The organism is Amycolatopsis sp. NBC_01488 (genome assembly GCF_036227105.1).
Lineage (GTDB): Bacteria > Actinomycetota > Actinomycetes > Mycobacteriales > Pseudonocardiaceae > Amycolatopsis.
The window spans coordinates 1,869,226-1,881,998 of record NZ_CP109434.1 but is presented as its reverse complement, the minus strand read 5'-3'; the positions used below and the strand labels follow the sequence as shown (position 1 = coordinate 1,881,998).

Sequence of the window (12,773 nt, the reverse complement as noted above, 5' to 3'; positions counted from 1 at the left end):
GGCTTCCCGGCCTGCGGACGGGCCGAAACTCCGGTGCGTTTCACCCGCTGTGAGCGCAGATCGTGCGGGAGCGCTGCGGCGCGCGTTCGCCGTGCTGCTCACCGCCACCACCACCGTCCGCGCCTGAGGCTCTCGCGACGCACGCTCGAGTCCGTTCTTGCTGGGATCTTTCTCCGGCCAGGTCGCAGTTCCCCCGGGGCTGCACTCTTTCTAGCACCGCTCGGGAGTCTTTCATCTCTCCCGCGTTCGATCCAGCCCGTAAGGCGCACCGGCTCTCCCGGGCAAGGCATCTGCGGCCGACGAGTTGATCACTCTCAGTGCCGTTCGGGGGGTTCACTGCGGCCATTCGGACGAGTTCTGCAATTTGCACATTCGCGCGTTGACCTGATGTTTCCGGCTGCGCGGTCGCTTTCCGTGCCGACACGGTGGCTTTGGGTGTATTCGGCAAGATTTCCGCGAAGTGGTCGGACAGACGCCGGCGGGCGGGCGCGCACTGGGCCGAATGGGTCCACTGTGGTCCGCGAAGCCCGGGCGCGCGCCGCTCGAGCCGCTGCGTTCCGTGATCATCGACGGCCGGACGGTCGCTGGTGCGGGTCGGCCTCACCAGGCGGCGCCGCGGACCCGAAATCACCTTCATGATCGCGGAGCGTGATGGCTGGCTACGGCAACCGGTCGACCGCCGCGCGGTGCCACCCGAGTCGCCGACTGCCGCCGCGCCCTTTTCGCCGCCGAGTTCCGCCGCCGGAAAGTTTCCGTCCCGGCGAAACGGTCGTCAGACCAGTTTGCGCAATCGGGTGACGCCCTCGTCGATGACGTCGTTGCGTTTGCAGAACGCGAAACGCAGCAGGTGTTTCCACTCGTCCGGGTGATCGGTGAACACCTTCACGGGCACCGCGGCGACACCCACTCGCACGGGCAGCTCCCACGCGAGGTCGGCGGCGTCGGTGAAGCCCAGCGGCCGCACGTCGACGCAGACGAAGTACGTGCCCGCGGTCGGCCGCACGGCGAACCCCGCATCGGCCAGCCCGGCCGAGAGCCGGTCACGCTTCTCCTGCAGTGACGCGCGCAGGCCGTCGACCCAGGTCAGCTCGTGGTCGAGCGCGTATGCGACGGCCGGCTGCAGCGGCCCGCCGGACACGAAGGTGATGAACTGCTTCGCCGCCTTCACCGCCGCGACCAGCTCCGGCGTCGAGCAGACCCAGCCGATCTTCCAGCCGGTGCAGTTGAACGTCTTCCCGGCGCTGGAGATGCTCACCGTCCGCGGCCGCATGCCGGGCAGCGTGACCAGCGGGATGTGCTCGTTGTCGTCGAAGACGAGGTGCTCGTAGACCTCGTCGCAGATCGCGATCAGGTCGTGCTCGACGCACAGCGCGGCCAGCGCTTCCAGCTCGGCGCGGGTGAACACGGTGCCGGTCGGGTTGTGCGGCGAGTTGACGAGGATCGCCCGGGTCCGCGGCGTGACGGCGGCGCGCAGCCCGTCGACGTCGAGGCCGAACCGGCCGTCCGGGCCTTCGACGAGCCCGACGATCCGGCGCTCGGCACCCGCCATCGCGACCGCGGCGGCGTAGGAGTCGTAGTACGGCTCGATGACGATGACCTCGTCGCCGGGCTCGGTCAGCGCCAACAACGCCGCCGCAATGGCCTCGGTCGCGCCCGCGGTGACCAGGATCTCCGTGTCCGGGTCGTACTCGGTGCCGTAGCGCAGCCGGTGCCGCGCGATCGCGGCCCGCAGCTCCGGGCGCCCGGAGCCGGGCGGGTACTGGTTGGCCCCGCCGAACAGCGCGTTTTTGGCCGCTTCGAGCATGCCGGCCGGGCCGTCGGTGTCCGGGAAGCCCTGGCCGAGGTTGACGGCGTCGTGCTTGACGGCCAGCGCGGTCATCTCGGCGAAGATGGTCGAGGTGAACGGCCGGAGGCGGGGGACGAGAGCAGGTTCGCGCACGATCAGCCATCCTCACGGACAATGGTGATGTGGAGCAACTGACCCCCGCCAAGGTGACGCCCGCCGACCCGCCGGGCGGCGCCGCCGGCGAAGAGGAAAAGCGGCGCGCGCTGCGCAAGATGAAGCTGGTCGCGCTGTCGTTCCTGCTCGGCGCCACCGTCGTGTTCCTGCTGACCAGCTGGGCGCAGTCGGCCGGCTGGCCGGGCTGGGTCGGCTACGTCCGCGCCGCGGCCGAGGCCGGCATGGTCGGCGCGCTGGCCGACTGGTTCGCCGTCACGGCGCTGTTCCGGCACCCGCTCGGGCTGAAGATCCCGCACACGGCGATCATCCCGAACAAGAAGGACGCGCTCGGCAACAGCCTCGGCGACTTCGTCGGGTCGAACTTCCTGTCCGAGGAGGTCGTCCGCGACAAGCTGAAGCGCGTCGAGATCGCGCGGCGGCTCGGTGGCTGGCTGGCGCAGGAGGACAACGCCGAGCGCGTGACGTCCGAGCTGGCCACGGTCGTTCGCGCCGCGGTGAAGGTGCTTCGCGACGAAGACGTCCAGGCGATCATGGAGCAGGCCGTCGCCCGGCGGATCATCGACAAGCCGTGGGGCCCGCCGCTGGGCAAGATCCTGCAGGGCGTGTTCGCCGACGGCGCGCACCACAAGCTCGTGGACCTGATGTGCGACCGCGCGTACGAGTGGGTTCGCGACAACCACACGACGATGCTGCGCGTGGTGTCGGACCGGGCGCCGAGCTGGTCGCCGAAGTTCGTCGACGAGATGCTCGCGGACAAGGTCTACGGCGAGGTGCTGTCGTTCGCGTGGGCGGTCAAGACCGACGTCAACCACCCGATGCGGCTGGCGCTGGACAAGTTCCTCGGCGAGTTCGCCCAGGACCTGCAGACCGACCCGGACGTGATGGCCCGCGCCGAGCAGGTGAAGGGCCAGATCGTGCACCACGAGGAGGTCCAGCGCCTGATCGGCTCGGCGTGGAGCACGGCGAAGGAGATGCTGCTGACGGCGGCGGAGGACCCGTCGAGCGAGCTGCGCCGGCGCGTCCGCCTCGGCCTGATGTCCCTCGGGTCGCGGCTGGTGTCGGACGACCAGCTGCGCGAGAAGGCCGACGGCTGGGTCGAGGGCGCCGCGGCGTACCTGGTGAAGAACTACTCGCGCGAGATCACCACGATCATCACGGACACGGTCGAGCGCTGGGACGCCGAGGAGACGTCACGCAAGATCGAGCTCCAGGTGGGCCGCGACCTGCAGTTCATCCGCATCAACGGCACGGTCGTCGGTGCGCTGGCCGGGCTCGTCATCTACACGGTGGCGGAGCTGCTGTTCTGAGGGCTGAGTCATATACCACACCTGGGGCAGCTTCAAACGAGTTGTCCACAGGAAGCTGAGTTATCCCCGGGGTTATCCACAACTTTTCACGGTGATGGCCTAATCGCGGTCCACAACGTGTGGGGGTGAGGCGGGTCGGGGGCGTGGATATGTGGTGCCCGGCGCTCGAGTTGTCCACAGCCGTTCGAGGGTCCACCGCTCGGATGAGACCGGTGCTCAGCCGGTGGCGGCTTCGGCGGCGCGGGCGCGCCAGCCGCGGGCCTTCTCGCGGTTTCCGCACACCCGCATCGAGCACCACGTGCGTGAGCGGTTGCGGGACTCGTCGTAGAACGCCCACAGGCACGTGTCGGCCGGGCAGATCTTCAGGCGGATCCAGTCGCCGCGGACCACCAGCCTGGCGCACGCCGCGAACACCGCTCCCACCACGTCGTCCGCGATCAGGGCCGGGCCGTCGTCGGTGAGGGAGATCCGGGTGCCGACGTCCAGGCTGCCGCCGGGCAGCCGCGGGTCGCCGATCGCGGCGCGCAGGGCGTCGCGCGCCGCGCGGGCCTCGGTGGCCGGGTTGGCCGTCAGGGCGTGCCCGGCCGCCCACTCGCGCCACTGCCCGGGATCTTCGAGCAGGTCAGTGCCCTCTTCGACGTTGACCGTGTTGAGGAACTCCACGACGAGGGAGGCGTCGGTGTGCACCGCGCCAGTGTACGGCGGTCGACGGTTGCTCCCGCGTGCGCTAACCCACATAATGCCTTTGATGGTTACTCTTGATCGAAGGGAGCGACGATGAGTGCGGTACCGACGCTGGGTGTGGTGGCTCTCGACTGCCCCGACCCGGTGGCGCTGGCGGGGTTCTACCGGGCGGTGCTGGAGTGGGAGGCGCCCGAAGTCGCCGAAGACGGGCACTGGGTCACGCTGGCCAACCCCGCGGGCGGCGCGGGGATCGCGTTCCAGCGCGTGCCGGACTACCGGCCGCCGTCGTGGCCGTCCGCGGAGCACCCGCAGCAGCTGCACCTGGACCTGAACGTGACGGACCTGGAGGCGGCGCACGAGCGCGTGCTCGGCCTGGGCGCGAAACTGCTGGACGACGCACCGGAGACGTTCCGCGTCTACGCCGATCCGGTGGGCCACCCGTTCTGCCTCTGCGCCTGCTGACCGATTTGTGCGTAGTCTCGGCTGTGTGATTTGTCCTAAATGTCAGAACCAGTTGCGGACCGTGGACAAGAACGGCGTCCACATCGAGCAGTGCGAGGGCTGTCGCGGGATCTTCCTGGACCGCGGTGAGCTCGAAGCGATCGCCGGCGCGGAAAGCTCGTTCTACGGCCACCAGCCGCCGCCCTACCGGGGTCGTCCCGACTCGCCGCGCCCCTACCGCGGCGGCTACCCGGATTCGCCCAAGGCCTACCGCGGCGGGTACTCGGATTCGCCGCGGCCGTACGGGCACGGCCACCGCAAGCGCGGCTTCCTCGAGAACCTCTTCGACTGAAGTGGGTCTCGACCTGCGGATCTGCCCGGCGTGCGGCGACCGGGCAGACCGCCCGGTCGTCGCGGAGTCCGGCCTCACGTGCCGGGAGTGCGGGCACGAGTGGCCGTTCCGGAAGCTGCCGCTGTTCGCGCTGACGGGCCCGAGCGGCGCGGGCAAATCGACGCTCGGCCCCCTGCTGGCCGCGCGGTTCGACGGCGACGTCGTGGTGCTGGAGCAGGACATCCTCTGGACCGGCGCCCTGCGCGACGACGTCACGGCGTTCCGCGCGGTGTGGCTCCGGATGGCGGCGATGCTGCACCAGAACGGCCGTCCGGTCGTCCTGTGCGGAACGGTGGTGCCGCCGGAGTTCGAGCCGTTGCCGGAACGCGCGTTCTTCAGCGAGATCCACTACCTGGCGCTGGTGGGCACGCCGGAGTCGCTGACCCGGCGGCTCCGGGCGCGCCCGGCGTGGCGCGAGTGGGACGAGCCGCGGATCGCGGAGATGCTGGAGTTCACCGGCTGGCTCCGGAAGTCGGCGCCGGAGCTGGGAATGGAGCTCTTCGACACGACGGACGTCTCCGCGGAGGCGACCGCGGACCACGTCGAGCGGTGGATCCGCGCGCGGCTGCCTCAGCCGAGGGGCCAGGTGCGGCCGTCCGGGGTGTCGAGCCAGAACTCCTGACGCTCTCCGGTGACCGTGACGCCGAAGCGGTCACGGTCCGGCTTGCCCAGCTCGCACCAGTCGACGTACGCCGCCTCGGCCAGCTCCCACAGTGCACGGGGACCGCCCTGCGCGACCTCGTCCGCGCCGCCGCGCTTGCGGTGGCGGACCCACGAGCCGTCCGGGTGGACCAGTGCCACCCCGCTCCGGCCCGGGCCGCCGGCCGCGTGCGGGTCCGTGCCGTCGTGCTCGCGCACCGTTCGCACGCCCGGCAGCTCCAGCCCGGCGAAGAACTCGAACTGCCGGCGCGGGTGGATCACCGTGGCCAGCGGCAGCCGCGTCTGCTCCCAGTCGTCCCGCGACGGCATCGGCAGGGGATCGGTCGCCGGCAGCCGGTGCGCGCGAAGCGGCATGAAACGGCCGTCGCGGGCGAGGACGCGGCCTTGCCCGGTGCCGTCCTCGCCGGCGACGAGCCGGACCAGCCCGGCGCCGATCGGCCGGTTCAGCGTCGTCACGATCAGCCCGCCGGGCGCGGTCTGCGCCAGCCACGCGAGCGGGATCGAGGAGACCGAAGCGGTGCACAGGATCCGGTCGAACACCACGCCGGCCGGGAAGCCGAGCGCGCCGTCGCCGACCGCGCACGCCGGCCGGTAGCCCGCCACGGCCAGCCGTTCGCGCGCCGCGTCGACGATCACCGGGTCGATGTCCACTGTGGACACCTGACCGGCGCCGCAGCGGTGGCTCAGCAGGGCGGCGTTGTAGCCGGTGCCGGTGCCGATCTCGAGCACGCGCTGCCCGTCCCGCACCCGCAGCTCCTCGAGCATGATCGCCATGATCGACGGCATGCTCGACGAGCTCGTCGGCGTGCCGGCCACCGGTCCGTCGCGCCGCGCGAGGTCCCAGCGGTCCGGGTCGTCGTCGAGCTGCGTGACCAGCACGTCACGCGAGTAGACGGTCTCCAGTCAGCCCGGGTCGTCCCGGTCGACCGCCGCCCACAGCCCGCCCGCCGGCGCGAAGAACCGGGGCAGGAACACGTGGCGGGGAACCGTGCGGAAGGCGGCGATCCATTCCGGGGCGTGCAGGACGTCCTCGTCGAGCAGGTGCTCGACGAGCCGCCGCCGCAGCCGGGCCGAGCGCGTCATGCGACCACGTTAGCGGGTGAGCACGATCACGCCCGATAGTTGCAAGCAGAGTGCTTGCAATAGCTAGCACGTCGGCGTACCGTCGGAATGGTCGCGAGGAGGTGACCGGATGGCAGAAACCGGTGGGACGCAGCCAGGATCCGGCAGCCCCATGGAGAAGGTCGCGGACATCGCTTCCGACATCGGCGAGTACATCCGCCAGCAGCGCAACACCGCGAAGATCTCGTTGCGCCAGCTGTCGAAGCTCGCCGGCGTGTCCAATCCGTACCTGAGCCAGATCGAGCGCGGGGTGCGCAAGCCCAGCGCGGAGATCCTGCAGCAGATCGCCAAGGGCCTGCGCATATCGGCGGAAGCGCTGTACGTGCAGGCCGGGATCCTCGACCTGCCGACGGGCGGTCCGGTGGGCGACGCGATCCGCGCCGACGCCGAGCTGACCGAACGGCAGAAGCAGGTCCTGCTCGACGTCTACGAGTCCTTCCGCCGGGAGAACGCCGCGGCACGGCCGGCCGCCGAGTCCTCTCCCACCACAGACACCACACACACCCCAGACCGCACTCCAGCCGCAGACACGAAGGAGTCAGCATGACCACCCCGAAGACCACCGAAGACGTCAAGAAGGCCGTGACCAACGCCCTCGACCAGGTCCGCACCCCGCTGCTCGCCGCGCTCGGCGCCGGCAACCTGGCCGGCCAGGCCGTCACCGACGCCGTGGCGAAGGCCAAGGAGAACGTGACCAAGGGCAGCGAGGCGGCCCGCAAGAACCTGCAGGAGCTGCCGACCGACGTCGAGAGCCTCCGCGAGAAGCTGGACCCGGCCGAGCTGCGCAAGGTCATCGACGAGTACACCGAGGCCGCGCTCAAGCTGTACAACAAGCTGGCCGAGTCGGGCGAGCAGGCGTGGGACAAGTTCGCCACGCAGCCGCAGGTCAAGAAGGCCATCGAGCAGCTCGAGGAGGCCATGGCCACCGCGCAGGGCCAGGTCGAGGGCGTCGCAGGCGAGGTCCGCGAGCGCGTCGACGGCGTGCTGGGCACCTTCACCAAGCGCACCCGCTCGGCCGGCGAGAAGACCGCCCGCAAGGTGACCGAGGTCGCCGGCGAGGCCGCCGAGGCCATCGAGGAGCTGGGTGACGACGTCGCCCACGAGACCCGTTCCGCGAGCCGCAAGGTCGCGAACAAGACGGCCCCGAAGACGGCCACCCCGGCCCGCCGCACCACCACCGGCACGACCACCAGCGCCGCCGCGAAGAAGCCGGCCGCGCCGAAGACCGACAAGTAAAAACGCCGTGAACACCCCGGCCCCGCCACCGCACCCCGGTGGCGGGGCCGGGGTCGGTTGGGCGGTTTGCCGTAAGCTGTCGCTGTGCTGGTTGCCATCTGGATCCTCGAAGTAGTCCACTGGGGCAGCGCGCTGGTCGGGCTCTTCGCCTTCGTGCACGCGCTGCTTCAGCGTGCCGACGCCTATTCCGCGGCGGACCGCAAGACCAAGCCCGTCTGGATGCTGATCACCGGCGGCGCGACGCTCGCGATGGCGCTGTTCAGCGTGATGGGCCCGGGGATGATCTTCTGGGTGCCGGCCATGGCCGCGGCCCTGGTCTACATCGTGGACGTCCGCCCCAAGCTGATCGAGGTCCAGCGCGGCGGCTCGAACTGGTAGTTACGCTGGCAGGGTGACCTGGACGATTGCCGGGAGCCTCACCGCGGTTCCCGCCCCCACGCGTACCGACCTGCTCGCCGATCCCGTCGCCAAGGCCCTGGCCGCGCTCGCCGACCCGGATGCCGTCGGCGTCGCGGAGATCGACCCGTCGCTGGCCGACACCGCCGCCTTCTGCGAGACGTACGGTTCGCCGCTCGACGCGTCCGCGAACTGCGTCGTCGTCGCCGGCAAGCGCGCGGGCGAAGTCCGCTTCGCGGCCGCGCTCGTGCTCGTGACCACCCGCGCCGACGTCAACGGCGTGATCAAGCGCCGTCTCGACGTCCGCAAGGCGTCGTTCGCGCCGATGGACGAAGCCGTCTCCCTGACCGGGATGGAGTACGGCGGCATCACGCCCGTCGGCCTGCCCGCCGACTGGCCGATCCTGATCGACCGGCGCGTCGCCGACGCTCCCGAGCTGGTCATCGGCAGCGGGATCCGCGGCAGCAAGCTGCTGATCTCCGGCACCGCGCTGGCCTCGCTGCCCGGCGCCGAGGTCATCGAGGACCTCGCCAAGTGACGTCCGTCTGGCTCCGGTACCTCACCGGCGCCGACATCGACTCGCTCGGCGTCACGGACGCGGACATCGTCGGCGCGGTCGAGGACGTGCTCGCCGACCACGGCCGTGGTCAGGTCGTGTTCGAGCCGCGTACGCACCTCGTGCCGGACAACGGCGGCAAGGGCCACTTCAACATCCTCCGCGGCCACCTGTCCGCGAAGCAGGTCAGTGGCGTCAAGGTCGTCGGTGACTTCGTGGGGAACTTCGAACGGGGCCTCCCTTCGGAAATGGCGTTGATCCTGCTGCTCGACCCGGACACCGGCATGCCGCGAGCCATCGTCGACGGCACGATGATCACCGAGGCCCGCACCGGCGCGATGACCGCCGTCGGCGCGAAGTACCTGGCGCGTCCGGACTCCCGGGTGCTCGGGCACATCGGTGCTCGCGGCACCGCCTGGTGGAACGTCGTCCTCCTCGACTCGTTGTTCGACTTCGCCGAGATCCGCGTGACCAGCAAGCGCCCGGAGTCCCGCGAGGACTTCGGCCGCCGGCTGTCCGAGAAGCTCGGCAAGGACGTCCGCGTCTGCGCCACGGCCGAGGAGACCCTGGACGGCGCGGACATCCAGGTCGAGGCCTCCCGGCTGGTCGAACCCGAGCCGCTGGTGCGGCGCGAGTTCCTCCGGCCGGGCACCTTCCTGGTGCCCTACGGCACGATCAGCGCCCTCGAGCTCACGCTGCTCGACGACGTCGACAAGGTCGTCGTCGACGACTGGCGCGAATCGCAGTCCGGCAACCCGCGGTTCGGCGCCCTGCGCCCGCAGCTCAACGCCGGCCTCCTCACCGCGGACGGGGTCCACGCCGAGATCGGCGACGTCGTGGCCGGGAAGAAGCCGGGCCGCGAGCACGACGCCGAGCGGATCCTGTTCTGGCACCGCGGACTGTCCACAACGGACGTCGCGGTGGCGAACATGATCCTGGCCCGTGCCGAGGCTTCCGGCGTCGGCACCATGCTGCCGTACCGATGATCATCGACGGAAGCGAGTTCGCCGACGGTGAACGGTTGGTTCTGGACAAACCGCTGGTGGAGACGCTGCGGGAGCGCCGGAACGCGCTCTTGACGGCGCTCGGCGGGGACGCCCCGGTCTACGGCGTCAACACCGGCATGGGCCGCCTCGCGGGGATCGCCCTCGACGCGCGGCAGCAGGCGGAACACCAGCGCAACCTGCTGATCGGCCGTGCGGTCGGCGGCCCGCCGTGGCTCCCGCCGGAGGACGTCCGCGCGCTGCTCGTCGTGCGGCTGCGCGACTTCCTGCAGCCGTGGTCCGGCGTGAGTCCGGAACTGGTGCAGTTCCTCGTGGACCGCCTGAACGACGGCTTCACGCCCGCGGTGCCGCGTGGCGGCCTCGGCAGCTCGGGCGAGATCATCCCGCTGGCGCACGCGTTCCAGACGTTCCTCGGCATCGGCACCGTCCTCGAAGACGGCGTCGAAGTCGCGGCTTCGGAAGCGCTCGCTCGCCGAGGCGTCGCGCCTTACGTGCTGGGGCCGAAGGAAGGTGCGTCGCTGCTTCAGGGCTCGCCGATCGCCGTGATGCACGCGCAGCGTGGCCGGACCGAAGCGCAGCAGCTCGTCGACCTGCAGACGCTCACCGAGGCGATGGCGATCGACGTCCTCGGCGCGCCGCGTGAGGTCCTCTCGCCGGTCATGGCGGGCGGCGACGACCACCTGCGGAACCTGCTGCTTTCGCTGACCGGCCTGGTGGGTCCGGGGCCGGTGCGGCCGGGTGTCGTGCAGGCGCCGCTCTCGGTGCGGGTCGCGCCACGGGCGCTGGCGCACGCTTCCCGCGTCACCGCCGAACTCGGCGAGACCCGGCGCCGATGGGAGACGATGCCCGGCGACTCACCTTCGTTCGTCGACGGGGCGTTCATCCCGGGGACGGCGTACCACGCGGTGGACCTCGGCCTGCGGATGGACGCGGTGACGGCGGCACTGGTGCACCTCGGTGAGATTTCGGTGCAGCGAACGCACCGCCTGCTCGACGAGCGCTTCAGCGGGCTCCCGGCCCAGCTCACGGCCGATCCGGGGCCGCGGGCCGGGCTGGTTCCGCTGCACAAGAGAGCGGTCGGCGAGCTGCACGCGTTGCGCCGGCTCGCCACGCCCGCGACGCTCGGTTCTCTTGATACCTCGGCAGGTCAGGAAGATGTGCAAGCGTTTGCGTGGGCGGCGGGCGAGCAGTTGCGCGCGGCGGCTACGCATCTCTTCGCGATCACGGCCTGCGAGCTGATCACCGGGTCCCAGGCGCGGTACCTGGCCGTCGATGGCGCTCCGGGCCTTGATGCGGCTTACGAGTGGGTGCGGGCGGTGGTGCCACCGGTCGACGAGGATCGTCCGCTGGGCCCGGAGGTCTCGCGGTTGATCTCTGCTTGTCGTGCGGCTTGCTTCACCGACTTGGCCACGCTGACCTGAGTTTCCGCCGAATGGCCCGATTGCGGCCGTCCACGCCTCGGCTCGCGGGGGGTCCCCCCGTCTCCACTCTATCGCGCGGAACCGACGATTCCGGTGCTGTGCCAAGGAAATCCGCGGGGTTGTGCACAGGCCGGTCCCGATGTGGACAACCGGCGGCCGGACGCTGTCGAAACGGACAGCGGCGTCGCCGCCCCCGCTATGTTCGTGAGTGTGCGCCCTCCGGGGACGCAGGCCCCGGGGAAGGAGGGATACGACGGCGGGTCCGCGTGAAGGTGAGGGTGCGTGCATAGGGACGGAAGCCCATGGCTCGATACAGCGGGAGGGCACCAGCGGATTTCGGATGACCGATCACCGGGTACACGACGGCTTCGCGAGCGCCGGCGCGGTGTGCCGCGCGCAGCGCGGCGAGGCACACCGCCCGGGCCAGGCCCGTGCGACGGAACTCCGGCAAGGTTCCGACGGGCTCCAGCTCGGCGACGGCATTGTGCTCGTCGAGCCAGATCAGGCATTGGGCGCCGAAGCGGCCGTCCGGTGCTTCCGCGGCCCAGTCGAGGCGGGCGTGGTACGGCCAGGCCGCCATGACGTTCCGGTAGCTCGGTCCGGTCACCCGCGACGGGTGCCAGACCGCACGATGCACGGCCACACATCGTTCGAGATCGTCCGGGCCGACCGGCCGGACGGTGAAGCCGCCGGGCACCACGGGCTCGGGGAGATCCACGAGGAGGCGAGACATATACGACTGGAAAGCAGAACGCTCCTGGAGCGCGTAACCGCTTCGCTCCAATGCGGCGATGACATGCTTCTCGGCGTCGAGCACGGTGACAGTGAGCTCGGCAGCGGAGGCGGTGTCTTCGAACCAGCCGAGCACCTCGGACGCGAGCCCGGGGCGCGCCGGATCGACCAGCAGCCCGAGTTCACCGGGTAGCGAAACCCAGCCCCACGCGACGACTTCGCCACCCGCTTCCCACAGCACGGTTGGCCATTCGGCTTCCCGGCCGACGTGCTGGAACCGCTGCCAAGCGAGGTCACCGACGTGCACCGAACTCGACTTCGACCAGATCCGCTGGGCCAGGCCTTGCATCGCCCGGAGGTCGCCGGGTCCGGTGTAGCTGCGACGCGTGACGGGCATGGGCAGGATGATCCGCTGCCGCGCCGGGATCCGCCAAGCGCTTTACCGAGTGCGGGCGGGAACGTCGGACTGGTCGACCATCGCGGCCGCGATGGCCGCGGTGCCGAACGTCGACGACCTCGTGCTGCTCTTCGGCGCGGTGGCCGGACGCCGTGCGGAGCTGCAGGTCGTGGCCTGGGCCGGCGTCGCCCGCGGATCGTCGCGCGGTGAGGACCGTCGTGCTCCCGGTGGTGCTGGTCGCGCTCGGCGTGCTGATCCTGGTCGGCGCGTACTAGCGGGTGACTTCGCTGATGTGGCGCCAGGTTTCGCGTGACACGGTCAGCGTGCCGGACGCCGGGGCCTTCGAGTCCCGCACCGCGATCGAACCGGGAGTGAAGGCGACTTCGACGCAGGCGCCCTGCGAGCCCTCGCCGGAACTGTAGCTGCTCTTGCGCCAGCAGAGGTCGGACACGATCGTTCACCTCGA

15 protein-coding genes and 1 pseudogene are annotated in these 12,773 nt (G+C 70.7%); 11 read left to right on the top strand and 5 right to left on the bottom strand.

Annotation, left to right across the window (positions count from 1 at the left end; genetic code table 11):
* Window positions 1-772: 772 nt before the first annotated feature.
* On the bottom strand, window positions 773-1,939 hold the full coding sequence (locus OG738_RS08980; protein ID WP_329052789.1) for a pyridoxal phosphate-dependent aminotransferase: 1,167 nt from the start codon (window positions 1,937-1,939) through the stop codon (window positions 773-775).
* Window positions 1,940-1,968: 29 nt separating this feature from the next.
* Here OG738_RS08980 and OG738_RS08975 point away from each other — a divergent pair, with 29 nt between their 5' ends.
* On the top strand, window positions 1,969-3,267 hold the full coding sequence (locus OG738_RS08975) for a DUF445 domain-containing protein (RefSeq protein ID WP_329052788.1): 1,299 nt from the start codon (window positions 1,969-1,971) through the stop codon (window positions 3,265-3,267).
* A 216-nt stretch (window positions 3,268-3,483) separates the two neighbouring features.
* Here the strand turns inward: OG738_RS08975 and OG738_RS08970 are convergent, their stop codons facing one another.
* Window positions 3,484-3,954, bottom strand: a complete 471-nt coding sequence (locus tag OG738_RS08970; protein ID WP_329052787.1) for a CGNR zinc finger domain-containing protein — start codon at window positions 3,952-3,954, stop codon at window positions 3,484-3,486.
* Between the two features lie 90 nt (window positions 3,955-4,044).
* On the opposite strand from OG738_RS08970, the gene OG738_RS08965 reads away from it, so the two are divergent.
* The 3 genes from OG738_RS08965 to OG738_RS08955 are packed head-to-tail and all read left to right on the top strand — an operon-like array spanning window position 4,045 to window position 5,405.
* Entirely contained in the window at window positions 4,045-4,413 is a 369-nt protein-coding gene (locus OG738_RS08965) for a VOC family protein (RefSeq protein WP_329052786.1), read from the top strand.
* A gap of 7 nt (window positions 4,414-4,420) precedes the next feature.
* Window positions 4,421-4,744: a zf-TFIIB domain-containing protein gene (locus tag OG738_RS08960; RefSeq protein ID WP_329052785.1), complete on the top strand. Its 324-nt coding sequence runs from the start codon at window positions 4,421-4,423 to the stop codon at window positions 4,742-4,744.
* Between the two features lies 1 nt (window position 4,745).
* On the top strand, window positions 4,746-5,405 hold the full coding sequence (locus tag OG738_RS08955) for an AAA family ATPase (RefSeq protein WP_329052783.1): 660 nt from the start codon (window positions 4,746-4,748) through the stop codon (window positions 5,403-5,405).
* Here OG738_RS08955 and OG738_RS08950 read toward each other — a convergent pair.
* Window positions 5,354-6,526 (bottom strand): annotated as a pseudogene (locus tag OG738_RS08950) (methyltransferase domain-containing protein). The gene OG738_RS08955 and the pseudogene OG738_RS08950 overlap by 52 nt on opposite strands.
* Before the next feature lie 151 nt (window positions 6,527-6,677).
* On the opposite strand from OG738_RS08950, the gene OG738_RS08945 reads away from it, so the two are divergent.
* From OG738_RS08945 to OG738_RS08920, 6 genes are all read left to right on the top strand, one after another.
* Window positions 6,678-7,112: a helix-turn-helix domain-containing protein gene (locus tag OG738_RS08945; RefSeq protein WP_442875933.1), complete on the top strand. Its 435-nt coding sequence runs from the start codon at window positions 6,678-6,680 to the stop codon at window positions 7,110-7,112.
* Window positions 7,109-7,801, top strand: coding sequence for a hypothetical protein (locus OG738_RS08940; RefSeq protein ID WP_329052780.1), 693 nt, complete (start codon window positions 7,109-7,111; stop codon window positions 7,799-7,801). The genes OG738_RS08945 and OG738_RS08940 overlap by 4 nt, the downstream gene beginning before the upstream one ends.
* An 84-nt stretch (window positions 7,802-7,885) precedes the next feature.
* A complete protein-coding gene (locus OG738_RS08935; protein WP_329052779.1) occupies window positions 7,886-8,179 on the top strand; it encodes a DUF2516 family protein in 294 nt (97 codons plus the stop codon).
* Between the two features lie 13 nt (window positions 8,180-8,192).
* The gene (locus OG738_RS08930) at window positions 8,193-8,735 is read left to right on the top strand and encodes a YbaK/EbsC family protein (protein ID WP_329052777.1); all 543 of its coding nucleotides are present in this window, start codon (window positions 8,193-8,195) and stop codon (window positions 8,733-8,735) included.
* Window positions 8,732-9,739 carry an ornithine cyclodeaminase family protein gene (locus tag OG738_RS08925; RefSeq protein WP_329052776.1) on the top strand — a complete coding sequence of 336 codons (1,008 nt, stop codon included), beginning with the start codon at window positions 8,732-8,734 and terminating at the stop codon, window positions 9,737-9,739. Before OG738_RS08930 ends, OG738_RS08925 begins: the two co-directional genes overlap by 4 nt.
* Complete coding sequence (locus tag OG738_RS08920) at window positions 9,736-11,178, top strand: aromatic amino acid lyase (RefSeq protein ID WP_329052774.1); 1,443 nt, start codon at window positions 9,736-9,738, stop codon at window positions 11,176-11,178. Before OG738_RS08925 ends, OG738_RS08920 begins: the two co-directional genes overlap by 4 nt.
* Window positions 11,179-11,374: 196 nt before the next feature.
* Here the strand turns inward: OG738_RS08920 and OG738_RS08915 are convergent, their stop codons facing one another.
* Window positions 11,375-12,307 (bottom strand): GNAT family N-acetyltransferase, encoded by a 933-nt coding sequence (locus tag OG738_RS08915; protein WP_329052773.1) that lies wholly within the window; start codon window positions 12,305-12,307, stop codon window positions 11,375-11,377.
* 152 nt (window positions 12,308-12,459) lie between these two features.
* On the opposite strand from OG738_RS08915, the gene OG738_RS08910 reads away from it, so the two are divergent.
* Window positions 12,460-12,582, top strand: a complete 123-nt coding sequence (locus OG738_RS08910) for a hypothetical protein (protein ID WP_329052771.1) — start codon at window positions 12,460-12,462, stop codon at window positions 12,580-12,582.
* Here the strand turns inward: OG738_RS08910 and OG738_RS08905 are convergent.
* Window positions 12,579-12,758: a DUF397 domain-containing protein gene (locus tag OG738_RS08905; protein ID WP_329052769.1), complete on the bottom strand. Its 180-nt coding sequence runs from the start codon at window positions 12,756-12,758 to the stop codon at window positions 12,579-12,581. The two genes, OG738_RS08910 and OG738_RS08905, sit on opposite strands and share 4 nt — an antisense overlap.
* Window positions 12,759-12,773: the final 15 nt, after the last annotated feature.